This is a genomic window from Streptomyces sp. NPDC044064, assembly GCF_056434245.1.
Window position 1 is genome coordinate 97,609 of sequence record NZ_JBWKFN010000031.1, and the last position, 25,431, is coordinate 123,039.

Consider the following 25,431-nt stretch of genomic DNA (forward strand, 5'->3'; position numbering starts at 1 on the left):
TCGACATGCCGGGAGCCGGCGGCCGGGATGTAGTGGGGCGGAGGAAGGTGAGCCCATGCCCCGACGACCCGGCCGCCCCGATCCGCTCCCGAAGGCGCTCCTCGTCGTGACCGCCGCCACGGGCATGGTCGACGCGGTGGCCTACCTGGGTCTCGGGCAGGTCTTCACCGCCTTCATGACCGGCAACATCCTCTTCCTCGGCTTCTCCCTCGCCGGCGCGGAATGGCTCTCGCCGATCGGATCCGGTACGGCGCTCGTGGCGTTCAGTGTCGGCGCGGTCGCCGGCAGCCGTCTGGGCGCCGCCACGTCCGAGCGGCGCCGCCGCTGGCTGCTCACCTCGGCCGCCCTCGCGGCCACCCTTCTCGTGGGCGCGGCACTGACCGCGATCGGCCTGCGCCCCGTCGGCCAGGACCCGGAACCGCGCCACTACGCCGTGACCGCGCTGACCGCCCTGGCGATGGGGCTGCGCAGCGCGACGATGTGGCGCCTCGGAGCGGTCCTGAACACGACGCTCGTCACCGGCACCCTCGTCACGCTGATCATGCGGTCGTCCCTGGGCGGCGGGACCGGGGACGGCGCCCAGCGCTACCGCGCCGCCGGCCTGCCGGCGGTCCTGGTGGGCGCGGTCGCCGGCGCCCTGCTGCTGCGGGTGAGCATCACCGTGACCCTGCTGCTCGCCGCAGCGGGCGTGTTCGCCGGCATCGGGGGATACGTGGCGCATCCGGCGTCGCGGTCCTGACCCGCACCGCACCCCGCCTCAGGTCATCAGGAGCACCGCCACCCACTTTCTGTGGCCTTCTGGCATGCCCTGGTCAAATCTGTCACTCTTTCGGCAGTCCTCGCCCTGACCCCATGAGGGCGCGGCGCACCACCCCGCACAGCGATCGCGCAACCCCAACCCCGCGGCCGCCCCGGCGCACCCCAGCCGGCCGGGCGGCCATCGAGCAGGCCGGAATCCCGGCCGCCGCAAAGGAGTAGCGTGTGAGATCGACCCCCCACAAGGCCCTCGGTGCCGGTGCTCTCACCGTCGCCGCGCTGGCCGCCCTCTCCCTCCCCGCCACCCCCGCCGCCGCCCGGCCCGCCGGGCAACCGGTGGCCGCAGCCTGCACTCCGGCGCAGACGGTCACCAACGGGGGCTTCGAAAGCGGCACCTCGCCCTGGACCCAGTCCTCGTCGAGCGTGATCACCAGCCGTACCGGCGAAAGCGCCCACGGCGGCTCCTCCTTCGCCTGGCTGAACGGTGTGGGCAGCACCCACACCGACACGCTCTCGCAGAGCGTCACCATCCCGAGCGGGTGCAGCTCCGCCACCCTCACCTTCTGGCTGCACATCGACACCGACGAGACGACCTCGTCCATCGCGTACGACAAGCTGACGGCCAAGATCGGCAGCACCACGCTGGCGACCTACTCGAACCTCGACGACAACACCGGCTACGTGCAGAAGTCGTTCGACGTGTCGTCGTTCGCGGGCCAGACCGTGAACGTGTCCTTCACCGGAACCGAGGACTCCAGCCTCCAGACGAGCTTCGTCCTGGACGACGTCGCCCTCGCCACCTCCGGCGACACCACCCCGCCACCGGCGGACTCGACCCGCACCCCCGCCGCGCCCTCCTACACCGTCAGCCTCAGCAGCGACACGAGCGGCACCGTCTGGAACGGGCACGAGAGCGTGTCCTTCACCAACGCGTCCGCCACCGCGCTCAGCGAGGTGTACCTGAGGCTGTGGGACAACTACCACGGCACCTGCTCGGCGATGCCCATCACGGTCACCAACGTCACCGGCGGCACCGCGGGCGCGCTCTCGGCCGACTGCACGGCCCTGAAGGTCACCCTGCCCGCACCGCTGAACCAGGGGCAGACCGCCACGATCGGCTTCGACCTGGGGATCACCGTGCCCAGCGGCGCCGACCGGTTCGGGCACGACGGCGCCTTCAGCTTCATCGGCAACGCCCTGCCCGTCCTCGCGGTGCGCGACAGCGCGGGCTGGCACCTGGACCCGTACACCAACAACGGCGAGTCCTTCTACTCCCTGGCCGCCGACTTCAAGGTGACCCTGGACCACCCCAGCAGCCTGCTGGTCCCGGCCACCGGCACCTCCACCGACACCCCGGGCTCCAGCGGCCGTACGGTCACCACGGCCACCGCCTCCAAGGTCCGTGACTTCGCCTGGGGCGCCGGGCCCTTCACCAAGATCTCCGGCACCTCGCCGGGCGGCGTCCCGGTGAACATCTACTCCGTCTCGGGGATCAGCTCCTCCAGCGCCCAGTCGATGCTCAGCACCGCCAAGACCGCCGTCGACGCCCACGCGGCACGCTTCGGCGCCTACCCCTACGGTGAGCTGGACGCGGTCATCGACAACAACTACTGGTTCGGCGGGATGGAGTACCCCGGCTTCGTCCTCGACCTGGTCAGCACCACGGCGCTCACCCATGAGATCGGCCACCAGTGGTGGTACGGCATCGTCGGCGACGACGAGTACAACAGCCCGTGGCTGGACGAGGCCTTCACCGACTACGCCACCGACCTGGCCCTCGGCAAGACCGGCAGCAACTGCTGGAGCAGCGTCTCCTGGGCCTCCAGCGCGGAGAAGATCACCAACTCGATGGCCTACTGGGACGCGCACTCGTCCCGGTACTCCACCGTGGTCTACGGCTACGGCAAGTGCGCCCTGCACGACCTGCGGCGCGTCCTCGGCGACACGGCCATGGCCAAGCTGCTGAAGGACTACGCGACCACGCACTGGTACGGCGTCTCGACGACGGCCGAGTTCAAGGCGGCCGCCCAGGCCGCCACGAGCACCGACCTGACCTCCTTCTGGACGCAGCACCGCATCGACGGCTGACCCGCGCCGGAGCGGCAAGTCATGGGCGGCGCCTTCCCCGGCGCTGCCCATGACCATGCGGGTAGGACGGCCCGGCCACTCACTTGGCGTAAATACCCGGCCGATATGGCGTAGTTGGTCGGGATCCGGAGTGCGGGGTGGTCCGCCTGCAGGTCTGATGGATCCCGTGACGAGCCATATAGCCCGAAATCGCCGCCGCTCACGCTGGTCCGTGGCCAGCGCACTGACCGGCCTCCTGCTGACCCTGTCGATCCCCGCGGCCGTGCCCTCGGCGGCCGAGTCCACAGTCGAGCGCGGCAGCGCCTACATGGGCATGGGGGTACTCGCCCACGACGGCGAAACCGCCACCGACGACGGCCCCGTGTCGGTTCCACGGGTGACCCAGACCGAGGGCGTCGACGTCGCCAGCTACCAGGGCGACGTCTCCTGGAGCACCCTGTGGAACAGTGGCGTGCGCTGGGCCTACACCAAGGGCACGGAGGGCACGTACTACACGAACACCTACTTCAGCCAGCAGTACGACGACGCCTACGACGCCGGCCTGATCCGGGGTGCGTACCACTTTGCGACCCCGGACACCACCGGCGGCGCCGCCCAGGCCGACTACTTCGTCGACCAGGGCGGCGGCTGGTCCAAGGACGGCAAGACGCTGCCCGGCGCGCTCGACATCGAGTGGAACCCGTACGGCGACGCCTGCTACGGCAAGTCCCAGAGCGGGATGGTCAGCTGGATCCGCGACTTCCTGGACCGCTACAAGGCCCGCACCGGCCGCGCCGCCGTCATCTACACCGCCACCAGCTGGTGGAGCGACTGCACCGGCAACTACGCGGGCTTCGGTGCCACCAACCCGCTCTGGGTCGCCCGGTACGCCTCGTCGGCGGGGACGCTGCCGGCCGGCTGGTCGTCGTACACGATGTGGCAGTACACCTCCTCGGGCCCGACCGTCGGTGACCACGACAGGTTCAACGGGTCCCTGGACAAGGTGAAGAGCTTCGCCGCCGGCTGACGCGCCGTCGGCAGTGCTCGGGCGGCCGGCCAGGTGCCAAGTGCCCTGGCCGGGCGGTCGCCTGCCCGTGCCGCTGACCGCGCTCGGCGACGACGACCTGCCGGACGCTCCTCCAGTCCAGCACCGACAGCGGCCGTCCCGCCCTGGTTCGGGCCGAGCGGAGAGGGCAGGATTTGAACCTGCGCGGGCCGTGAGGCCCGACCTCGAGACGTGCTCGCCGGTCCCCGATAAGCCACTCCGGGCACCTCTCCTCGTTCCCGGCCCGGTCTCCCGTGCCGTTCACGAGAACAACAGTGACAGGGGCCGCTGACGCCGCGCTGACACGCCGGGCCGGGAGCGGACTGCCGTCAGGTCACATCCGGGGCGGCCCCCGTCACTGGCCCACCCGTCCGTCGACGCACTCGCGCAACAGATCGGCGTGCCCGCAGTGCCGGGCGTACTCCTCGATCCTGTGCACCAGCAGCTCCCGAACCGGGATCGCGTCCTTCCCCACCCGCTCGCCCAGGTCCGGGTGCCGGGCCAGCGCGGCGTCGGTCGCCGCCTGTTCGCGCTCCAGATCGGCGTACGCGGCGTCGACCACGGCCTGCTCGGCGACGGCACCGTCGAAGTCCCCGTCACGCACGCCGTACAGCTTCGGCAGCGGGTCGCCGTCGGTGATCCAGTTGCGCCAGTCCCGCTCCACCTCGGCGAGGTGCCGCACCAGGCCGAGCAGCGACATCGTGGACGGCGGAACCGAGCGACGGGCCAGTTGCTCCGCGTCCAGGCCGTCGCACTTCATCCGCAGGGTCAGGCGGTAGTTCTTCAGGTAGTCCTGCAACGTCGCCGACTCGCCGTCCGGCACGGGGCCTTCACGGGGGTCGCCGTCCGGGTCGGTCCACATGTCGGGGTAGACGGTTGCCTGGGTCCACCGCGCGGGTTCGTCACTCATGCGTCGCATGGTCGTCTGTGCGGGGCCGGCCTCGCCACCGAGTTATCGCCCGAACTCTCGCTTCCGGGGCACGCCTTCGCTTGCCGCCCACCACAAGTCTCCTGCCACGCCGGGCGGAGCGGACGCCGTACTCAGAGCACGCCCACCAGCGCGATGACCAAGGCAGGCAGTGCGATGAAGACGGTGCCGAGGTAGACGGCGAGGACCCACCGGTGTTCGGAGGCGACGCGGGCGAGGGTCTCGGCGCAGAACAGCGGCACGGGCCGCAGGAGCGGTATCACGTAGATCACGACGATCGCGAAGAGGTTGTAGATCAGATGCACGAAGGCTGCCTGCAGGCCGATCCTCGCGTCCTGTCCGACGCCTGCGAACGCCGCGAAGACCACCGTGAACGTCGTGCCGAGGTTGGAGCCGACGACGACGGGATACACCTGCGCCGGTGTCAGGATGCCTGTTCCGGCGAAGGGGACCAGCACGGACGTGGTGATGGTCGAGGACTGGGTGACGACGGTCACTCCCATGCCTGACGCCATGGCGAGGTAGGCGTTGCGGCCGACGGCCTTGATCAGGATGTCGCGGGCCCTGCCGACCATGAGCAGTTTGAGCAGCTTTCCCAGGTAGCGGACGGCGACCAGGATCAGCGCGGCGCCGATCACGGTGGTGAACAGCGGCCCCAGGGTGCTGCTGACGTGCGAGGTCGCGTGGATCACTCCGTGTTCCACCGGCCTGGTGAGCGCCCGGATGACGTTGAAGTGGGCCGGGTTCGGCAGCCAGTCCGTGCCGTACAGCGCATTGGTCAACGTCCCGCTGATGTGTTCCAGCGGATCGCGGCTGAGCGCCGCGACTGCGGTTTCTCCTGGCCCGACACCGGCCGAGCCAGGTCCCCGTCGGCTGATCCGAACGAAACGCCCTAGGGGCGCAGCCCCCTGAGCAGAGCCGCCCCGCGCGCGTACGCGGCGGGGCCGGCGTTCCAGCCCGGCGTGACGGGGGAGACGGAGATCCGGCCGGCCCCGACCGAGTCGACGTCGCTTCCGGGCCCTGCGGGGGAGTCCGCCACACTCACGGTCACCTTCCAGGTGCCGTCGCCGTTGTCGGCGTAGGCGGACTTCAGTACGGGGTGCGGATCCTGCGTGGTGATGTCGGTGCCGTGTGCGGTGCCCGTGCCGTTCGTGCCCACCACCGGGTGGTCGACGTTGAGGCCCATCCCCTCCGGCAGGAGGCGACCGCCGTGTGCCCGGTCGCGCAGCCGGTCGATGAGCCTGACCGCGAAGTCGTCGGTCGGGCGCATGGCGTTGAGGATCCGGGTGGGCTCGGGCGGTTCGAGCCCGCCCGTGCTGACCGCGATCGCGGGCACCCCGTCCTCCACGGCCGTCATCGCCGCGCCCACCGTGCCCGAATGGGTCGCCATGGCGCCGACGTTGGGGCCGAAGTTCGTCCCCGAGACGACCAGGTCGGGCGCGTGGGCTCCGAACACGACGGAGAGCCCGAAGGACACGGCGTCCGAGGGGCTGCCGGCGACGGCCCAGACGCGCGGCTGCGGATGCTTCACCGTGACCGCCGCCGCGCTGGAGATCCTCGTTCCGGCGCCGCTCTGGTCGGTCAGCGGGGCCACGATCGTCACGTCGTGGCCCGCGGCCGTGAGGCGGTCGTACAGCATGCGGATGCCGGGGGCGTCGTAACCGTCGTCGTTGGTCAGGAGGATGTGCAGCGGGCGGGGCGGTGCGCTCGCGCGGGGTGCGGCCGAGGCGGTCGTGGAGAGGGCGGTGCCGCACAGCAGCAGGGCGGCCAGCGGCAGGGCGTGTCTGCGATGCACGTGTAACTCCTTGGAGAGGAAGGCGCTGAGGGGAAGGAGGCGGGCGGTGCGCTCAGCGCACACCCCGGATGGGGAGGATGGCCAGCGCGCCGAGCAGCGACAGGGCGCCGCCGAAGAGGAACAGCGGGGTGTAGCCGCCGAGCGCGGTGACGACCGCGGAGGCGACGAACGGAGCGACGATCTGCGGGCCGGCGTTGGCGATGTTGAGCACGCCCATGTCACGGGCCGCGTCCTCCGCGCGGGGCAGGACCAGTGTGACCACGGCGGTGTCCACGGCCATGAAGCAGCCGAACGCGAGTCCGTTGAGGGCGCTGAAGACGAGCATGCCCGGCCAGGTGGGCGCCACCACGGGGACGGCCATGACGAGACCGGCGAGCGCGGCGGACACGCCGACGAAGACCTTGCGCCGGTTCCAGCGGTCCGACAGCAGACCGCCGACCACCGTGGAGACGGCCATCGCCGCCATCGACACCGGGGTGAGGACGGCCATCGCCTCGGCCGGCTTCAGGCCCTTCGGCAGGGTGATGTGGTCGTCGAGGATGTAGAGCTGGTAGCCGACGACGGAGAAGTAGCCCAGCACCATCAGGGCCCGGCCGATGAAGGCCCAGCGGAAGTCACTGCTGCTCAGGGCGGACAGGAACACCGACGCACGACGTCTCCAGGGCACCGGCGGCGCGGCTGCGGCGCTCGGTTCGCGGGGTACGTCCCGGCACAGCGCCGTCAGCAGGACGGCGGCCCCGGCGGCGACCAGCCCCAGCGTGAGGTAGCCCGCGGAGAGATGACCGGCGGTCCGCGACGCGATCAGCACGCCGAGGGTGCCGCCCACGGGCAGGGCCAGCCCCACCAGGGCGGAGGCCGTGCCGCGGCGGTCGGCCGGGATGCGGTCCGGCACGATGGCGGTGACGGCGGCCTGGTAGACGTTCATGGTCGCCTGGACGAGACACCAGGCGATCGCGACCAGCAGGGCCGTGCGCACCCGGCCCAGCAGGGTGAGACCGGCCAGCGAGGCCAGGGCCCCGCCCAGTACCCAGGGGTTGCGCCGCCCGGAGCGGTCGGACAGCGCCCCGGCGACGGGGTTGCACGCGGTGGCGAAGACCGAGCTGACACCGCCGATCAGGCCGAGCAGCGCGACCTTGTGATCGGGGTCGATCGCCTCGACCTGCGTGGGCAGCAGGACGGACCCGACGCCCATGTAGACGGCGTACATCGAGGCGTTGGCGGCCAGCAGCAGCGTCATCAGGCCGCGCCGCCCGGGTTCGGGGGTCCCGGCGGCGGCCGGCCGGACGTCTTCGGTCGCGGAGAACGGGGTCATGTCGACTCCAGGGAAAAGGGAGGCAGAAGAGGGAAGCAGGAGGGTTCGGAGCAGGGCCGGCCGGTGGGACGGGGTGACGCTGCGAGGGGAATCCGCGGGTGTCGGATGGTTGATTACACGAGTAACCACGGCGGTGGTCCTTGTGTAGCACCCCGGGTACGGCGATGAACAGAGGCTTGCGTCGATGAGGCGCGGTCGTTGCTTACTCGTGTTGCCGAACGCGCATGTAGCCTGGAGGTCTAGGGGAAATCGGTTGCCGTGGAATCGGTTGCCGCGGGCGGAAGGGAAGCATGGCGAGGAAACCGGCGGCTGCCGTCACCAGCGCCGACGTGGCACGGCTGGCGGGCGTTTCGCGGGCCACCGTTTCCTTCGTGCTCAACAACACCCAGAACCACCGGGTCGGCGAGGCGACGCGCACGAAGGTCCTCGCCGCGGCGGACACGCTCGGGTACGTACCGCACGCGGCCGCCCGTTCGCTGCGGGCGGGCCGCAACAACCTGGTGCTGATGCCGGCAGCCGTGTCCGCCATCGGCCGCCTGGTCAGCGGCTGGATCGACGACCTTCACACGGAACTCGAGCAGTACGGCTACACCACCGTGCTGCACGCGGGCCGGTTCGCCGACCCCGTCACCGCGGCCCGCGCCTGGGCCGAGCTGCGCCCCGGCGCCGTTCTGGCGCTGGACGGCGCCGGCCTCACCGCGGCCGGCGTGGACGTCCTCAGGCGGGCCGGTGTCCGGGCAGTGATGGCGTTCGCGCCCCAGCCCGTCGAGGGTGCGTACACGGTCGCCTACGACGATCAGCGCATCGGCGCGCTGGCCGCCGGGCATCTCGTGGAAAGCGGCCGGCGGCGCCTCGGCGTGGTCATGCCGCGGGAACGAGGCCTGTCCGCGTTCGCCGCACCCCGACTGGCCGGCGCCCGGAGCGTGGCCGCCCGGACGGTGGCGACCGTGACCCCGGTGGAGATGGCGTACACGTACGAGTCCGCCGTCGAACTCGCGCGTGCCTGGGCGGAGTCTGGGCTGGACGGTGTCTTCGCCTACAACGACGAGTACGCGGCTCTGCTGTTGCGTGCCCTGCAGGACGAGGGGATCGACGTCCCGGAGGACGTCGCCGTGGTCGGTTGTGACGACCTCGTCTCGGCGGTCCTGCAGCGGCCGTCCCTGACGACCGTCCGGCTGGACCAGCCCTCCGCCGCGCAGGTGGCCGCCGCCGTGCACGCCCTGATCGAGAACGGCACCGCCGCACCCCTGTCCGGCATCGAACCCGTCCTCGTGCGCCGCGAGTCCGCCTGACCGCGGTGCGGTACCGGCGCGCGCCCCGCGGCCGGACGGCGCCGGGGCGGGTCGCTCCGGACGGGTTCCGGCGGGTCAGGCGGTCAGGTGGCGACGCAGGAAGTCGACGCTCTCCGCGACGATCGAGGGCACCTCGTCGGAGCCGAGGAAGATGTGGTCGGCCCCTTCCACGGCGCGCAGCGCCACCTCCGTGCCGCCCCGCGTGAGCGCCTCGGCGAGCACCTCGCTCTGGCTGAACGGGACGACCCGGTCCTCCCGGCCGTGGATCAGCAGGAACGGCGGCGCGCTCGCCGCTCCCGCGTACGTCACCGGACTCGCGACGCGGGCCCGCTCCTGCAGGCCCTCCTCGCCTCCGCCGAGCAGGGCCGCGAGCGGGTCGGGGTACGGGGGCCCGTCCGGGACCGGCGGCAGGGTGGGCTGTGCGAGCAGTGCGCCGATCTCCGAGACGCCGTACCAGTCGACCACCGCGCGCACGCCGCTGTCCTCGTCCGGTACGCCGTCCTGCCCCTCGAGGGCGGATCCGTGGGCGTCCGCGCGGACCAGACCGGCGAGGGCGGCCAGATGGCCGCCGGCCGACTCGCCCCAGACGCCGATCCGCTCCGGGTCGACGCCGAGGAGACCGGCATGCCGCCGTACGTACCTGATGGCCGCCTTCACGTCGTGCAGCTGCGCGGGGAATGGCGCTTCGAGGCTGTGCCGGTAGTCGACGCTCACCAGGGCCAGGCCGGCGCCGAGCACCGCCCCGTGCAGCAGCTCCACGGGCACGGTCGGCGGCGGATAACGGCGGTCGCCCTCCAGCCAGCCGCCACCGTGGATCCAGACGACCGCCGCCACGGCACCCTGCGCGGTGGGCACGTGCACGTCCAGCAGGCGCGGGCGGTAGCCGGGTGTGCGGGCGTAGGTCAGTCCCTGGAAGCGCCGCACGCCGTCGGCGTCGACGACCGGCGGGGCGGGAGCCAGGAACGGGGGCGGAGGCCAGCCCGTGTCCAGCGGGGCGGGCGCGGTTGAGGTCATGTCCGGGGCCTTCCGTCATCAGCCGGAGCGACTGCTCAGGGTCCCGAGCGACTGCTCGGCGTCTTGTGCTGGCCAGGATGTTACACGTGTAACCAGTGGCTGACGAGGGTTCGACACAAGGGATCACCGGCTGGGCCGGAAGGACACCCGGGCAGTCCGGTCTGCGTCCGGTGCTGCGTCTTCTTCCCTATGGGCCCTCGTGCGGCGGCGGCAGTCTGCTGGAAAACACGGCTTGGAGGCGCACAGTGACAGCAGGCCCGGCCCCCGCGGGGGCACCGACCGACGGCGACACCCTCACGGCATCCTTCGCGCAGCGCCGGCTGTGGTTCCTGGACCAGCTGGCCGGACACTCGACCGGGTCGATGCTTCCGCTGGTCCTCAGGCTGCGCGGGAGCCTCGACGTGCCGCGCCTGGAGCGGGCCCTGTCCGGGATCGTGGAGCGGCACGAGGTACTGCGCACCCGGTTCACCTCCGTCGGCGGGGAGCCTGTGCCGGTCGTGGACGCCCCCGGCGGGTTCGCCCTGGAACGGACCGAGGCCGGCGGCCCCGACGACCTCTTCGCCCGGTACCTGGGCCGCCCCGTGAACCTGTCCGCCCAGCACCCGGTCCGGGCCGTGCTCGCCCGGGTCGCGCCCGCCGAGCACCTGCTGCTGGTCGAGGTCCACCACATCGCCGTGGACGGCTGGTCCTGGGGCGTCCTGCTGGACGAACTCGCCGCCGGATACCGCGGCGAGCCCGTCGCCCCGCCCGCCGTGCGGTACGCCGACCTCGCCCGCTCGCAGGCCCTGCGGCTCTCCGGGGAGCGGATGGAGCGGCTGCTCGGCCACTGGCGCGGCCGCCTCGCCGGTCTGACCCCGCTCGACCTGCCCACCGACCGGCCACGCCCCCAGGTCTGGGACGGCTCCGGTGACGTCGTCCGCTTCGACCTGCCCGCCGGCCTGGTCGCGGACGTCGACGCCCGGGCCCGCTCCGGGCGCGCCACCCGCTACATGCTGCTGCTCACCGTCTACCAGGCGCTCCTCGGCCTCTGGTCGGGCCGCACCGACGTCGCCGTGTGCAGCACGCTCGCCGACCGCTCCCAGCGCGGTGCCACCGGACTCATCGGCCCGCTCGTCAACACGGTCGTGCTGCGCACGGACCTGTCCGGCCGGCCGGGCTTCGCCGCCCTGCTGGACCGCGTGCGCGGGCGGGTGCTGGCGGACCTCTCGCACGCCGAGGCCCCGTTCGACCATGTGGTCGGTGCACTGGGCGGCGGGCGGGACCTGTCCCGGCACCCGCTGGCCCAGGCGTCGTTCACGCTGCTCAACAGCCCGATCCGCCCGGTGCGCATGCCGGACCTGGCCGTGGAGCTGGTCGAGCCGCCGCTGACCGAGACCCCGCTGGACGTGTTCCTCGATCTCACCCTGCGCACGGACGGCAGCATCGCCGCCGTCCTGCAGTACGCCACCGCCCTCTTCGACGCGGCCACCATGCGGGCGTTCGCCGACGCCTACGTGGCCCTGCTGCGGGCCGTTCTGGCCGAACCGGACACCCCTGTACAGGAGTTGGCGCGCACCCTGCCCACGGCGGGGCCGGCCCGCCCCCGCCCCGAGTGGCGGCACGCCCCCGACCGGCCCGCCGGCCCACTGCCCCCGGTCGCCTTCTGCGGGCCGTCCGAGGCAACGGCCCTGATCTGCGGTGACGGCCGCGTCACCTACGCCGGCCTGGACGGCATGACGGGTGGGCTCGCCACCGCGCTCAGGGCCGCCGGGGTGGGCCCCGGCAGCCCGGTGGGCGTGCTGCTGCGCCGCAGCGCGTGGTCCGTCGCCGCTATCGAGGGAGTCTGGCGGGCGGGCGGGACGTACGTCCCCCTGGACCCCGAACTGCCTCCGGAGCGGCTCCGGTTCATGGCCGAGGAGGCGGACCTGGCGTGCGTCGTCGCCGACTCCGCGACCGCCGAGGCGGCCGCGGCCCTGGCTCGGGTCACCGTCGACGTCACAGCCGTGACCCCTGCCGCGGACGGGCCCCGGCACCGCCCCGACCCCCGCGAACTGGCCCACGTCATCTTCACCTCCGGCTCCACCGGACGCCCCAAGGCGGTCGGTGTCGAACACGCCGCCCTCGCCTCCCATGTGACCGCCGTCCGCGAGCGGCTCGGCATCACCGCCGCCGACCGGGTGCTGGCCTTCGCCTCCTTCTCCTTCGACGCCTCACTGGACCAGCTGCTGCCCGCGCTGACCTCCGGCGCCACCGTCGTCGTACGCCCCGACGAACCCTGGCTGCCCACCCAGGTCCCCGAGGTCGTCCAGCGGCACGCCCTGACCGTCGTCAACGTGCCCCCGACGTACTGGGCGGAGCTGACCCTCTCCCTCGACCGGCGGCTGGCCGCTGCGCTCGCCTCCCTGCGCCTGCTGGTCCTCGGCGGGGAGGCCGTCCCCGCCGACACCCTCGCCGCCTGGCGGGCCGCCGTCCCGTGGGCGCGCGTGTGCAACGCCTACGGGCCCACCGAGACCACCGTCACCGCCACCACCTACGAGGCCGCCGACCCGCCCGCCGGCAGCGTGCCCATCGGCCGCCCGCTCGGCGACCGCCGGGTGTACGTGGTCGACGCCGACGGCGAGCCGGTCCCGGTCGGCGTGTCCGGCGAACTCCGCATCGGCGGCACGGAAGTGGCCCGCGGTTACCTGCGCCGCCCCGCCCTCACCGCCGAGCGCTTCGTGCCCGACCCGTACGGACCGCCCGGCAGCCGCATGTACCGCACCGGCGACCTCGTGCGCTGGCAGGCCACCGGGGACCTGGAGTTCCTCGGCCGCAGCGACGACCAGGTCAAGATCCGCGGCTTCAGGATCGAACTCGGCGAGATCGAGACGGTGTTGCGCGCCTGCCCGCTGGTCGCCGCGGCCGCCGCCCGCCCCGACCGGGCCACGGGACGCAGCCTCGTCGGCTACGTCGTACCGGCCGGGGACGCCCGGGCCGCCGTGGACCGGGCGGAGCTGCGCGCCTGGTGCGCCCGCTACCTGCCGCACTACGCCGTACCTTCGGAGTTCGTCGTCCTGGAGGCCCTGCCGGTCGGTGTCTCCGGTAAACTCGACCGCTCCGCCCTGCCGGACCCCGCCCACGCCCGGTCCGCCGACGCCGCCTACGCGCCGCCCCGCGACGAGACCGAGCGGATCGTCGCCGAGGTGTGGGCGGACGTGCTGGGCCTGGACCGGATCGGCATCGACGACAGCTTCTTCGACCTGGGCGGACACTCCCTGCTGGCCACCATGGCCGTCTCGCGGATCGCCCAGCGCCTGGGCCGCGAGATCGAGCTGCGCACGGTCTTCGAGCACCCCACGGTCCGGGGCTTCGCTCCGCGCGTCAGCGCCGCCCGCGCGGCCGGCGGCACCGAGGTGGTCCCCGTCGACCGCGCCCGCCCGCTGCCGCTGTCCTTCGCGCAGGAGCGCCTCTGGTTCCTGGACCGCACCTCGGACCGGGGGGACTCCTACCTCCTCTGGTACTGCTGGCGGGTCAGCGGCGGTCTCGACCGCGCGGCCTGGCAGCAGGCCCTGGACGACCTCGTCGAGCGGCACGAGGTGCTGCGCACGGCGCTGATCGAGTCCGACGGCCGTCCCGTGCAGGAGGTCTGCGACCCCGTACGGGTCCCGCTCCACTGGGAACAGGCACCGGCGGCCACGGACGAGGAGGCCAGGCTGGCGGCCGTACGACAGCGGGCCGCGGCCCTCGCCACCCGCCGGTTCGACCTCGCCCGGCCGCCGCTGCTGCGGGCCGGCGTGTGGGAGCTTGCCGCGGACGACCACGTCGTCGTCCTGGCCCTGCACCACGCGGTCACCGACGGCTGGTCCAAGGGCGTCCTCCTCGACGAACTCGCCCTGCACTACCGGGCCCGGCGGACGGGAGAGCGTGCCCCGCTGCGGCCGCTGCCGGTGCAGTACGGCGACTTCGCCGTCTGGCAGCGCGACCGCGCCGACAGCGGAGTGCTGGAGCCCCAACTCGCCTACTGGGAACGCACCCTGGAGGCGGCGCCCGCCCTGGAGCTGCCCACCGACCGGCCCCGGCCCCCGGTGTTCACCGGCCGCGGCGGCGCCGTCGAGGTCGACCTGCCCGCCGACCTGGCCGACCGGGTGGACGCGTTCGCCCGCGAGCGCGGCGCGACCAGGTTCATGGTGCTGCTGGCCGCCGCCCAGGCCGTCCTCGCCCGCTGGTCCGGACAGTCGGACGTGTCGGTCGGCACCCCCGTCGCAGGCCGCGGCCGGCTCGAACTGGAGCCGCTGGTCGGCTTCTTCGTCAACACGGTGGTGCTGCGCACCGACCTCTCCGGGCGGCCCGCCTTCGCCGGGCTCGTGGACCGGGTGCGGGATGTCGTCCTGGGTGCCTTCGACCACCAGGAGGTGCCGTTCGAGCGGGTCGTGGAGCGACTGCGCCCGGAGCGCGACCTGTCCCGCAACCCGCTGTTCCAGGTCATGGTCGACGTGCAGGACGCGAGCACGGGCGGCTCGGGACTGCCCGGGCTGGACGCCGCCTTCGAACTGCCCTGGTCCTCGGCGAAGTTCGACCTGACGGCCACCTTCCTGGTCCGGCCCGGCCGGTTCGCGCTCAACGTCGAGTACGCCGCCGACCTCTTCGACGCGAAGACGGCCACCCGGTTCGCCCAGCACGTCGGCATGCTGCTCCGGGCCGTCCTCGCGGACCCCGGAATCCGGGTGGACGAGGCACCGCTGCTCACCACGCGGGAGCGGCGGCGGCTGGTGGCCGGGGCGGGCCGGGACGCGCGGCAGGCGCCGGCGTTCCGGGTGGCGGGCCGGCCGGACGCCCCGGCGGTCGGATGCGAGGGCCGGGCACTCGACTACGGACAACTCGACGCACTTACCGCAGGGCTGGCCGCCGCTCTGGCCGCCACCGGGGTCGCGCCGGGTGCCGCCGTGGGCGTGTGCGTGGGCCGGGGCGTGTGGTCGGTGGCCGCGATGCTCGCCGTGTGGCGGGCGGGCGGGGTGTACGTTCCGCTCGACTCCCGGCTCCCGGGGGAGCGACTGCGGTTCATGCTCCAGGAGGCGGGAGTGCGGCACGCGGTCGTGGACGCGGCGACCCGGGAGACGCTCAGCGGTCTCGGGGCCGTGACGGTCGACGTCGACCGGGTGCGACCGGCGCCCGACGGCCCCCGGCACGTCCCCGACCCGGGCGACCTCGCCTACGTCATCTTCACCTCGGGCTCCACCGGCCGCCCCAAGGCCGTCGGTGTCGAGCACCACGCCCTGAACGCCCATGTGGCCGCCGCCCGCGAGGAGTTCGGGCTGACCTGCGCCGACCGGGTGCTCACCTTCGCCTCGACCTCGTTCGACGCCTCGCTGGAGCAGGTCCTGCCCGCGCTGAGCACCGGGGCGACGGTCGTCGTGCGTCCGGACGAGATCTGGTCCCCGGAGGAACTCGCCACCCGCGTCGCCGCCGAGCGGGTGACCGTCATGGAACTCACGCCGTCCTACTGGGCGGAGCTCGTGGCCCGTCTGGACACCCTGGCTCCTCGACTCGCCTCGCTGCGGCTGCTGGTCACCGGGGGAGAGGCACTGCCCGCCGATCCCCTGCAGCGCTGGTTCGCGCACCTGCCCCGGGTGCCCGTCGTCAACACCTACGGCCCCACCGAGGCGGTGATCTCCGCGACCGCACACCGCGTCGACCGGGTCCCGCACGGCCGGGTGCCCATCGGACGCGCCCTGGGCAGCCGGCGCACCTACGTGGCGGACGCCCTCGGCGACCTCGTCCCCGACGGCGTCCCCGGCGAACTCCTCATCGGCGGCGCGGAGTTGGCGCGGGGCTACCTCGACCGGGCCGCCCCCACCGCCGAGCGCTTCGTGCCCGATCCGTTCGGCGCGCCGGGCGGCCGGCTCTACCGGACCGGCGACGTGGTGCGCCGGCTGCCCTCCGGGGACCTCGAGTTCCTCGGCCGCAACGACGACCAGGTCAAGATCCGCGGGTTCCGCGTCGAGCCGGGAGAGGCAGAGGCGGTGCTGCGCCGCCATCCCGGTGTCCGGGCCGCGGCCGTCGTGGTCCGTACCCTGCACGGCGAACCGGCCCTCGTCGGCTACGCCGCCGGTACGGGCCTCTCCGCGGAATCCCTGGCGACCCACAGCCGGGCCCACCTGCCCCACTACCTCGTCCCGTCGGCCTTCGTGCTGCTCGACCGACTGCCGCTGACCGTGCAGGGCAAGCTGGACACCGCCGCCCTGCCCGAACCCGTGGCACCCGCACCGCACGCCTTCGTGGCGCCGCGCACCCCCGCTGAGACGGTAGTCGCACAGATCTGGTGCGAGGTGCTCGACCTGCCCCGGGTCGGCGTCCACGACGACTTCTTCGCCCTGGGCGGGCACTCCCTGCGCGCGGTGTCCGTCACCTCCCGCCTGCGGACCGCCTTCGACTGCCCGCTCCAGGTCCGGGACCTCTTCGAGCACCCCACGGTCGAGCGGCTCGCCGCCGAGGTGGAGCGCCGCCTGCTGGAGCTGATCTCGCAGATGAGCGACGACGAGATCGATCTCTCCCTGACGGCCGACTTCTGAGCGCCGGGGCCCGGCCCCACCCTTCGCCAGCTTCTTTCCAAGAGTGAGAACGGAGTGCCCTCATGACCACCTCGGACGTGCGTCCCGGCCCCCTCGCCCCCGGCAGCGGCCTGTCACCGGCGGCACGCCGCCTGCTGGAGCAGCGGCTGCGCGGGGCCGCGGCCCGGGCCGACGGCCCGCGGCGGATCCGGCCGCGCCCCGACCGGACCCCGCTGTCCGCCGCCCAGCAGCGCCTGTACTTCCTGGACCGGCTCGACCCCGGCGCGCCGACCTACCTGCTGCCCGCCGCCTGGCGGTTCACCGGCCCGCTGGACGTGCCGGCGCTGCGGGCCGCCGTGGCCGACCTGGTCGCCCGGCACGAGCAGCTGCGGGTGGTCTTCCCCGAGCAGGAGGGCGTCCCGTACCAGCGTGTCCTGCCCGCCGACGGCACGGTGCTTGACGTGACGGACGTGACCGGCCCGGCCGGTGCCGACCGAGAGCGGCGCCTGGCCGCCGCCGTGCACGCCGCCGCCGTAGGCCCCTTCGACCTCGCCCGCGAACCGGCCTTCCGCGCCACCCTCGTACGGGCCGCCGACGACGACCACGTGCTGGTTCTCGGCATGCACCACATCGTCTCCGACGGCTGGTCCCTCGACCTGATCGTCCGCGACCTGGCCGAGCTGTACCGGGCCAGGACCGAGGGCCGTGCCGCGCGCCTGCCCGAACTGCCCCTCGACTACGCCGACTACGCGCTGTGGCAGCGCGAGAGCGACCGGTCCGCCGACCTCGACCACTGGCGCTCCCGGCTCGCCGGCCTGACCCCGCTGGACCTGCCCACGGACCACCCCCGCCCCGACACGCCCGGCGGGCGCGGAGCCGCCCACACCGTCACCCTGCCGGCCGCGCTCACCGACGGGCTCACCGCGCTGGGCGGCCGTGTGGGTACGACTCCGTACATGACGGTGCTGGCCGCCTTCCAGGCCGCGCTGGCCTTCCACAGCGGGCAGAGCGACATCGCCGTCGGCACGGTGGTCGCCAACCGGGAGCAGGCCGAGACGGAGCAGCTGGTCGGCTTCTTCGTGAACACCCTGGTGCTGCGCGGCGACCTCTCCGACGACCCGACCCCGACGGCCCTGCTGACGCGGACCCGCGACCGCGTCCTGGAGGCGTTCTCCCACCAGTCGCTGCCGTTCGAGCAGGTCGTCGACGCCCTCAGCCCGGAACGCGACCTCGCCCGCAACCCGCTCGTCCAGGTCCTCTACACGCACACCGACGTCACGCAGGGCGGGTTCACCCTGGGCGGTGCGAGCGGCACGCCCTACCGGATCTCCCTCACCACCGCCAAGTTCGACCTCACTCTGGACCTGCGCGACGGGGACGGCCGTACCGACCTGGTGTTCGTCTACCGGCCCGACCTGTTCGAGAAGGCCTCCGTCACCGCCCTCGCCCGGCACACGGTGGCGCTGCTGGAGGCCTTCTGCGCAGAACCCGACACCCCGCTCGGCGCCATCGACCCGCTCAGCCCCGCCGAACGCGCCCATCTGCTCGGACCCGAGGGCCCCGCCAACTCCGGCGGCGCCCTCCTCCCGGCCCCGCGCACCGCGCCGGACCGCCTCGCCGAGCACATCGCCCGCACCCCGCACGCGGTGGCCGCGACCGGCTCCGGCCGCTGCCACACGTACGCCGAACTCGACGCCCGGGCATCGGCGTTGGCCGCCCGGCTCCGCGCCTCGGGGGTCACCCGAGGCTCCCTCGTCGGCGTCTGCCTCGACCGCACGCCCGACCTGGCCGTCGCCCTGCTCGCCGTCTGGCGGGCCGGAGCCGCCTACCTGCCGCTCGACCCCTCCCACCCCAGGGCCCGGCGAGAGTTCACCGTCACCGACTCCGGGATCGAGTGGGTCGTCACCGACGCGGCCACCCGCACCGCCGTGGAGGGGCTGCCGGTGAACCTCGTCGAACTGGACACCGAGGACGAGGCCGGCACCGGGACCGACGGCGAGGACGTCCGCCCCGACCCGCAGGACCTCGCCTACGTCATCTACACCTCAGGCTCCACCGGCCGGCCCAAGGGCGTCGAGATCACCCACGGCAACCTCGCCTGGCTGCTCGGCGCCGCCGACCGGCACTTCGACTTCGGGCCCGCCGACGTGTGGACGCTTCTGCACTCCCCGGCGTTCGACTTCTCCGTGTGGGAGCTCTGGGGCCCGCTCACCAGCGGCGGTCGCGTCGTGGTGCTCGGCGCGGACGAGGTGCGCGACCCGGCGGCCGTGCACCGCGTGCTGCGCGACGAGGGAGTCACCGTCCTCAACCAGACCCCCGCCGCCTTCAAGGGCCTGCGCGCCCACCTCGGGAACGCCGGCGCGGACTTCTCCGAACTCGCCCTGCGCACCGTGATCTTCGGCGGTGACGCCTTCGACGTACGCGACTACCGCGACTGGTTCACCGCCCCGGGACCGCGCCCCGCCCTGGTGAACATGTACGGCATCACCGAGACCACCGTGCACGTCACCATCCGCACCGTCACCGGGGAGGACGTGACGGGGGCGGTCCGCTCGCCGATCGGGCGGCCGCTGTCCGGCCAGCACGGCTACGCCCTCGACGCCTGGGGCCGGCTGGTCCCGGCGGGCAGCGTCGGCGAGCTGTACGTCTCCGGCGGCGGGGTCGCGCGCGGGTACCGCAACCGGCCGGAGCTGACCGCGGAACGCTTCCTCGACGACCCCTTCGGCGAGCCCGGCGCCCGCATGTACCGCACCGGCGACCTGGTACGGGTCCTGCCGGACGGCCAACTCGCCTATGTCGGGCGCGCCGACCACCAGGTGAAGATCCGGGGCTACCGCATCGAGCCCGGCGAGATCGAGACCGCCCTGCGCGCCCTGCCCGGCGTCGCCGACGTCGCCGTCGTCGCCCGGCGTGACGGCGACGGAGCCCGGCTGGTCGCCCATGTGGTCACCCCCGAGGCCCGGCCGCTCGACGCGCCCGCCCTGCGGGAGGGGCTGCGGCTGACCCTGCCGGACTACATGGTCCCGGCGCTGTTCGTCCGCCACGAGCGGCTGCCGCTGACCGCCAACGGCAAGGTCGACCGCGCCGCGCTGACCGCCGTCGTACCCACCACGGCCGGGCAGGGCACCACGCACCTGCCGGCCGAGGGGCCCCTGGAGCAGGCCCTGGCCGGCGTGTGGACCAAGGTGCTGGGCGCCGAACACGTCAGCCGTACCGACAACTTCTTCGACCTCGGCGGCGACTCCATCCTTGCCCTGCGCCTGGTCGGCCTGGCCCGGCAGGCCGGCCTCGGCCTCACCGTCGCCGACGTCTTCCGCGCCCGCACCCTCGCCGACCTCGCCACGCTCGTCACCGACGACGTCGACACCCCGGCCCCCGTCGCCCCGTTCTCCCAGCTCGACCCCGCCGACGCCGACCGCCTGCCGGACGGCCTCGCCGACGCCTACCCGCTCACCATGCTCCAGGCCGGCATGCTCCACGAGATGCTCGCCGACCCGCGGCGCGGCGCCTACCACAACGTCACCGACCTGAAGATCACCGTCCCCGAGGGCTTCGACCTGGACGCCTTCCAGGCCGCCGTGGACGCGGTGGTCGCCGGACACCCCATCCTGCGCACCTCCGTCGACCTCGTCTCGTACCGAGAACCGCTCCAGCTCGTGCACCGCAGTGCCCACCTCCCGGTCGGCCACACCGATCTGCGCGGGCTGCCCCGCCAGGAGCAGCGGGCGCGGCTCGGCCGGTTCGTGGACGAGGAGTTCGGGCGCCGCTTCGACCTCGCCGCCGCACCCCTGGTCCGTATCCACCTCCACCAGGTGACCGACCACGACCTGCGGCTCGTCCTCACCGACTGCCATGTCGTCCTGGACGGCTGGAGTCTGACCTCGCTCGTCGCCGACCTGCTGTCCCTGCACCGGGAGGCCGTCGCCCACCGCACCGCGCCCCGGCCGCCGAGTGCCCCGGCCTTCGCCGAGTACGTCGCCCTGGAGCGGGCCGCGCTCGACAGCGAGCAGTCGCTGGAGTACTGGCGTGGGCGGCTCGCCGACCTGCGGCCGGTCCGCCTGGGCCGGCGCCCGGCCGGCCCGGACGCCGGGCAGCCACCGGTGCACGAGGTACGCCGCTCCTACGCCCACCTCGCCGAGAGCATCGGCAGGCTGGCCAAGGAAGCCGGAGTGCCCCGCCGTACGGTCCTCATGACCGCCTTCCACCACACGATGAGCCTGTTCGCGGAGCGCGACGACAGCGCGCTCGGCCACTGCATCGGCCTGGTCACCAACGGGCGGCCCGAGGTTCCGGGCGCCGACCGGATGCGCGGACTCTTCCTGAACACCGTGCCGTTCGGCGTGTCCCGCCCGCGCGGCAGCTGGCTCGCTTATCTGCGGGACGTGTTCACCGCCGAGCAGGAGATGCTGCCGCACCGCAGGGTGCCGCTGGTGCGGATCGCCCGACTGCGGCCCACCGAGCCGAGCTGGACCGACACGGTCTTCAACTACGTCAACTTCCACCGGCTTTCGCACGAGTCCTGGGACGAGTCCCTGGAGATCGCCCGGACCATGTTCCCGCTGCTGGTGAACGCGAGCGTCAACGCGTTCACGCTGGACGCCGACCCGGAGTTCGTCGCACCCGCCACCGCCGAGCAGCTGGCCGACGTGTTCTGCGCCCAGCTGGAGGCGATGACCGACGACCCGCACGCCCGGGTGACCCGGCCCGCGCTCACCGGCGCGGCCCGCGCCGTCGCCCTCGACGTCTGGGCCCGGGGGCTCGACACCCCCTCCTCGCCGCTGCTGCTCCACGAGCACATCGCCGCCCACGCCGCCCGCACCCCGGACGCGGTCGCCGTCGAGCACGGCGGACACCGGCTGACGTACGCCGGACTGCAGGCACAGGCCGAGGTGCTGGCGCGACGGCTGCGCCGGCTCGGGGTGGGCCCCGAGACGGTGGTCGGCATCTGCGCCGAGCGCGGACCCGACCTGGTGCGTGCCGCCGTCGCCGTGCTGCGCTCGGGCGGCGCCTTCCTGCCGCTCGATCCGCAACACCCCACCGACCGGCTGGCGTTCATGGCCGAGGACAGCGGCATGCGCGTGCTGCTGACACAGCAGGCACTGGACGGGACGGTGCCCTTCGACGGGCCTGTGCTGCTCCTCGACGCCGACACGCCCGCCGAACCGGCCGGCGCCCCCGTCACCGGAGAAACCGGCACCGCGGGGCCTGCCACCGGGGAACCCGACGCGGACACCCTCGCCTACATCATCTACACCTCCGGCTCCACCGGCACCCCCAAGGGCGTCGGCATCCCGCACCGTGGCCTGTCCAACATGCTCGAAGGCCAGCGCGACCTGGTGCGGCCCACCCCCGAGGACCGGGTGCTGCAGTTCGCCTCCTTCGGCTTCGACGCCTCGATCCTGGAACTCACCTGGTCCCTGGCCAACGGCGGCCGCCTGGTCACCGCCCCGAAGGACGCGCTGCGCCCCGGCCCCGACCTGGCCCGCACCCTGCGCGAGCACCACGTCACCGGCGCCATGCTGCCGCCCAGTGCCCTCGCGGTCCTCGGCGAGGACGACTTCCCCGAACTGCGCGTGCTCCAGGTCGCCGGCGAGGCCTGCCCGGCCGAACTCGCCGACGTATGGGCCCGGGGCCGCCGTTTCCACAACGTCTACGGGCTCACCGAGACCTCGGTGTGGTCCGTGGCCGCGGAACTGTCGCCCGGCCAGGGCCGCCCGCCCATCGGCGGACCCATCCGCAACACCCGCATCCACGTCCTGGACGAGGACCTCCAGCCGGTCCCGGCCGGCGTCCCCGGCGAGATCTACCTCGGCGGCCAGGCCGTCGGCCGCGGCTACCTCGGCCGCCCGGCCCTCACCGCGGCCACCTACGTCCCCGACCCCTACGGCGCCCCCGGCGAGCGGCTGTGCCGCACCGGCGACCTCGGCACCCACCGGCCCGACGGCTCGGTGGAATGGCTGGGCCGCCGCGACTCCCAGGTCAAGCTGCGCGGCTTCCGCATCGAACTCGGCGAGATCGAGCACGCGTTGCGCGCGCTGCCCGAGGTCCGCCAGGCCGTGGTGCTGCACCGCACCGACCTGCCGGGCGAGCCGGCCCTCGTCGCCTACCTCGTCGTGTCCGGTGCGCGGCAGCCCACCCCCGAGGAGCTGCGCCGTGCCCTGCGTGCCTCGCTGCCCGCCTACATGCTGCCCGCCCGGTTCGTCTTCCTGGCCGAGATGCCCGTCAACCGCAGCGGCAAGATCGACAAACGGGCGCTGCCGCTTCCCACGGCGGAGCAGGCCGGGAGCGAGACCGAGTACGTCGCCCCCGCCACGCCCGCCGAGAAGATCCTCGCCGAGGTGTGGCGGGAGGTCCTCGGACTGTCCCGCATCGGCGTCCACGACGACTTCTTCCGGATCGGCGGCAGCTCGCTCTCCACGGTCCGGGTCTCCCTGACGGCCGCCGGACGCGGACTGACCGTCTCGGTCGGCGACCTGATCGAGTACCCGACGATCGCCCAGCTCGCCGCCCACGCCACCCGCACCTGCGCGGACGGTGTGCCGGCAGCCGTCACCTCCGAGGTCCGGCTGCGCGAGGGCACGGGAGAGCCCCTGTGGTGCGTGCACCCCACCGGCGGCAGCGCCGCATGGTTCGTGCCGCTCGCCCGCGCCCTGCCGCCCGGCCGGCCGGTGCACGCCTTCCAGGCGCGCGGCCTGCTCGGCGGCGTGGACCCGAGCACCGTGACCGGTATCGCCGCCAACTACGTCGCCGAGATGACCGACCGGGACGGCGAGGGCCGGCACGCCCTGCTGGGCTGGTCCATGGGCGCCAACATCGCCCTGGAGATGGCCACCCAGCTCCACCGGGCCGGACACCACGCCGCGCCGCTGGTCCTCATCGAGCCGTACCTGCCCAACGCCGCCGCCCGCGCCCGCCTCACCGGCGTCACCAAGGACCTGCGCGAGGCACTGCGCCTGCGGGACCGGCTGCGTGAACTGCCGCCCTCACCGGGGCGCGACCGGGCCACGGCCGAACTCACCGCCACCCTGCTCGGCGCCGGCATGAGCCCCGCCGAGGCGGCCCTGGTCGAGGACGCGCCGATCGAGGTCTGGCACTCCCTGCTCGCCGCGCTCGCCGCCTACGAGGTCCGGCCCTACCCCGGCCATGTGCACCTGGTGGTGGGCAGCGAGGCCGCCGCACTGGCCCGCGGCCGTACGATGCCCGGCCTCGACGTCGACTACGACACCTACGTCGCACGCTGGCGGGAGGTGGCCGAGGGTGGCCTCACCCTGCACATCAGCGACGGCGACCACATGTCGATGATGACCGAGCCAAGGGTGGCCGGCATCGCCGGACTGCTCGTCGAGATCGAGGCGGAGGACGCCCGATGACCACCGTCGCCCCCGCCTTCACCGAGCGCTACCTCCTCTCCCCGGACATGGTCGCCGAGCCCTACGGCTATCTGAACGGGCTCCGCGACCATGCGCCGGTCCACTGGAGCCCGATGCACCACGCCTGGTTCGTCACGGGCTACGACCAGGTCATGCGCTGCCTGCGCGACCCGGCCGTCTCGGCCGACCGGGTACGGCCCCTGATGGACGCCGTCCCGCAGGGCGCCCGCGCGGACGCCGAACGCGCCTTCGGGATCCTGTCCCGCTGGATGGTCTTCAACGACCCGCCGCAGCACCGCAGACTGCGCCAGGTGTTCCAGGAGGCGTTCGCCGCCCGGGCCGTGTCCCGCTACCGCGCCTTCACCGAGAGGGCCACGGCGGCCGTCCTCGCCCGCCGGGCCGTCCCCGGCCGCTCCGGCGACCTGATGGCCGACGTGGCCAAGCCGCTGCCCGCCCTGGTCTTCGCCCGCTGGCTCGGCATCCCACGCACCGACGCCCCCGCCTTCTGGTACTGGAACGCCCGCGTCGCCGACCTCGTCCTCGGCACCGCCCAGGAGGAGAGCGAGTACCGGGCCTCCCTGCAGGCGCTGGTGAGCCTGGAGGACTACCTGGCCGGCCTGGTCGCCCGGCGCCGCGCCGAACCGGCCGACGACCTGATCAGCCAGGTGCTGAAGGAAGGCCGGGTGGGGGACTCGGTCACCGACGAGGAGTTCGTCGGGATGCTCACCCAGATGGCGTTCGCCGGCGGGGAGACCACCGGCAACCTCATCGCCAACACCGTCCTGGCCCTGCACACCGACCCCGGTCGGCTGGCCGCCGTCCGCGAGGACCCGGAACTGGTGCAAGGGGCCGTCGAGGAGGCGCTGCGGCTGGACGGCCCGTCCAAGATGTCCATCCGCACGGCCGCCCGGGACCTCGACCTCGACGGCCACACCCTGCGCGCCGGAGACCGGATCTTCCTGGTCACCGCTGCCGCCAACCGCGACCCGGCCCGCTTCGCGGACCCCGACCGGTTCGACGTCCGCCGTACCGGTGGCACCCACCTCGGCTTCGGTTTCGGCGCCCACTTCTGCATCGGTGCCGCCCTGGCCCGGCTCGTGGCCGTGGCCGCCGTGGGCACGCTGGTCCGCGACCACCCGGACCTCACCCTGACGGATCCCGGCCGGCTCGCCTGGCAGCCCTCCCTGCTCAACCGCAGCCTCACCGCCCTGCCCGTCCGCTACTGACCGCGATCCGCGCCGCGGGACCCCGCCGCCCCCCCCCGGTGGCCGGGCCCCCCTGCCCCCAAAGGATCCCCCCCGTACCCCCCCCCCCCAAGCGCCAGGGCATGTGTGTGTGAAACCCCC

Annotated in this window: 12 protein-coding genes and 1 pseudogene; 7 read left to right on the forward strand and 6 right to left on the reverse strand. The window is 73.6% G+C overall.

The annotated features are described in order from the left end of the window. Positions 1-55: 55 nt before the first annotated feature. From AC07DS_RS37110 to AC07DS_RS37120, 3 genes are all read left to right on the forward strand, one after another. Entirely contained in the window at positions 56-739 is a 684-nt protein-coding gene (locus AC07DS_RS37110) for a YoaK family protein (protein ID WP_479152661.1), read from the forward strand. Between the two features lie 242 nt (positions 740-981). Continuing rightward, positions 982-2,844 carry a M1 family metallopeptidase gene (locus AC07DS_RS37115; RefSeq protein ID WP_479152662.1) on the forward strand — a complete coding sequence of 621 codons (1,863 nt, stop codon included), beginning with the start codon at positions 982-984 and terminating at the stop codon, positions 2,842-2,844. 157 nt (positions 2,845-3,001) lie between these two features. Further along, positions 3,002-3,850 carry a lysozyme gene (locus AC07DS_RS37120; RefSeq protein ID WP_479152664.1) on the forward strand — a complete coding sequence of 283 codons (849 nt, stop codon included), beginning with the start codon at positions 3,002-3,004 and terminating at the stop codon, positions 3,848-3,850. Between the two features lie 158 nt (positions 3,851-4,008). On the opposite strand, the pseudogene AC07DS_RS37125 reads toward AC07DS_RS37120, so the two are convergent. The 5 genes and pseudogenes from AC07DS_RS37125 to AC07DS_RS37145 form a co-directional block, all read right to left on the reverse strand. Then, positions 4,009-4,101 (reverse strand): annotated as a pseudogene (locus AC07DS_RS37125). Between the two features lie 122 nt (positions 4,102-4,223). Next, positions 4,224-4,787, reverse strand: a complete 564-nt coding sequence (locus tag AC07DS_RS37130; protein WP_479152666.1) for a DinB family protein — start codon at positions 4,785-4,787, stop codon at positions 4,224-4,226. A 122-nt stretch (positions 4,788-4,909) separates the two neighbouring features. Next, positions 4,910-5,578: a Na/Pi symporter gene (locus tag AC07DS_RS37135; RefSeq protein WP_479152667.1), complete on the reverse strand. Its 669-nt coding sequence runs from the start codon at positions 5,576-5,578 to the stop codon at positions 4,910-4,912. A gap of 110 nt (positions 5,579-5,688) precedes the next feature. After that, the gene (surE, locus tag AC07DS_RS37140; protein WP_479152669.1) at positions 5,689-6,591 is read right to left on the reverse strand and encodes a 5'/3'-nucleotidase SurE; all 903 of its coding nucleotides are present in this window, start codon (positions 6,589-6,591) and stop codon (positions 5,689-5,691) included. A gap of 52 nt (positions 6,592-6,643) precedes the next feature. Further along, positions 6,644-7,903: an MFS transporter gene (locus AC07DS_RS37145; protein ID WP_479152671.1), complete on the reverse strand. Its 1,260-nt coding sequence runs from the start codon at positions 7,901-7,903 to the stop codon at positions 6,644-6,646. A 290-nt stretch (positions 7,904-8,193) separates the two neighbouring features. Here AC07DS_RS37145 and AC07DS_RS37150 point away from each other — a divergent pair, with 290 nt between their 5' ends. Beyond that, positions 8,194-9,195, forward strand: coding sequence for a LacI family DNA-binding transcriptional regulator (locus AC07DS_RS37150; protein WP_479152673.1), 1,002 nt, complete (start codon positions 8,194-8,196; stop codon positions 9,193-9,195). Positions 9,196-9,270: 75 nt separating this feature from the next. Here the strand turns inward: AC07DS_RS37150 and AC07DS_RS37155 are convergent, their stop codons facing one another. Beyond that, positions 9,271-10,209, reverse strand: a complete 939-nt coding sequence (locus AC07DS_RS37155; protein WP_479152675.1) for an alpha/beta hydrolase fold domain-containing protein — start codon at positions 10,207-10,209, stop codon at positions 9,271-9,273. Positions 10,210-10,454: 245 nt separating this feature from the next. On the opposite strand from AC07DS_RS37155, the gene AC07DS_RS37160 reads away from it, so the two are divergent. The 3 genes from AC07DS_RS37160 (at position 10,455) to AC07DS_RS37170 (ending at position 25,311) form a co-directional block, all read left to right on the forward strand. Beyond that, on the forward strand, positions 10,455-16,736 hold the full coding sequence (locus AC07DS_RS37160; RefSeq protein WP_479152677.1) for an amino acid adenylation domain-containing protein: 6,282 nt from the start codon (positions 10,455-10,457) through the stop codon (positions 16,734-16,736). A gap of 62 nt (positions 16,737-16,798) precedes the next feature. Beyond that, positions 16,799-24,085 (forward strand): amino acid adenylation domain-containing protein, encoded by a 7,287-nt coding sequence (locus AC07DS_RS37165; RefSeq protein ID WP_479152679.1) that lies wholly within the window; start codon positions 16,799-16,801, stop codon positions 24,083-24,085. Continuing rightward, on the forward strand, positions 24,082-25,311 hold the full coding sequence (locus AC07DS_RS37170; RefSeq protein WP_479152681.1) for a cytochrome P450: 1,230 nt from the start codon (positions 24,082-24,084) through the stop codon (positions 25,309-25,311). Before AC07DS_RS37165 ends, AC07DS_RS37170 begins: the two co-directional genes overlap by 4 nt. Positions 25,312-25,431 lie beyond the last annotated feature (120 nt).

What these genes read in the sequence shown, in the direction of transcription:
- AC07DS_RS37110 (WP_479152661.1), top strand. Translation starts at nt 56, where the DNA reads ATGCCCCGACGACCCGGCCGCCCCGATCCGCTCCCGAAGGCGCTCCTC.
- AC07DS_RS37120 (WP_479152664.1), top strand. Translation starts at nt 3,002, where the DNA reads ATGGATCCCGTGACGAGCCATATAGCCCGAAATCGCCGCCGCTCACGC.
- AC07DS_RS37130 (WP_479152666.1), bottom strand. Translation starts at nt 4,787, where the DNA reads ATGCGACGCATGAGTGACGAACCCGCGCGGTGGACCCAGGCAACCGTC.
- AC07DS_RS37145 (WP_479152671.1), bottom strand. Translation starts at nt 7,903, where the DNA reads ATGACCCCGTTCTCCGCGACCGAAGACGTCCGGCCGGCCGCCGCCGGG.
- AC07DS_RS37150 (WP_479152673.1), top strand. Translation starts at nt 8,194, where the DNA reads ATGGCGAGGAAACCGGCGGCTGCCGTCACCAGCGCCGACGTGGCACGG.
- AC07DS_RS37155 (WP_479152675.1), bottom strand. Translation starts at nt 10,209, where the DNA reads ATGACCTCAACCGCGCCCGCCCCGCTGGACACGGGCTGGCCTCCGCCC.
- AC07DS_RS37165 (WP_479152679.1), top strand. Translation starts at nt 16,799, where the DNA reads ATGACCACCTCGGACGTGCGTCCCGGCCCCCTCGCCCCCGGCAGCGGC.
- AC07DS_RS37170 (WP_479152681.1), top strand. Translation starts at nt 24,082, where the DNA reads ATGACCACCGTCGCCCCCGCCTTCACCGAGCGCTACCTCCTCTCCCCG.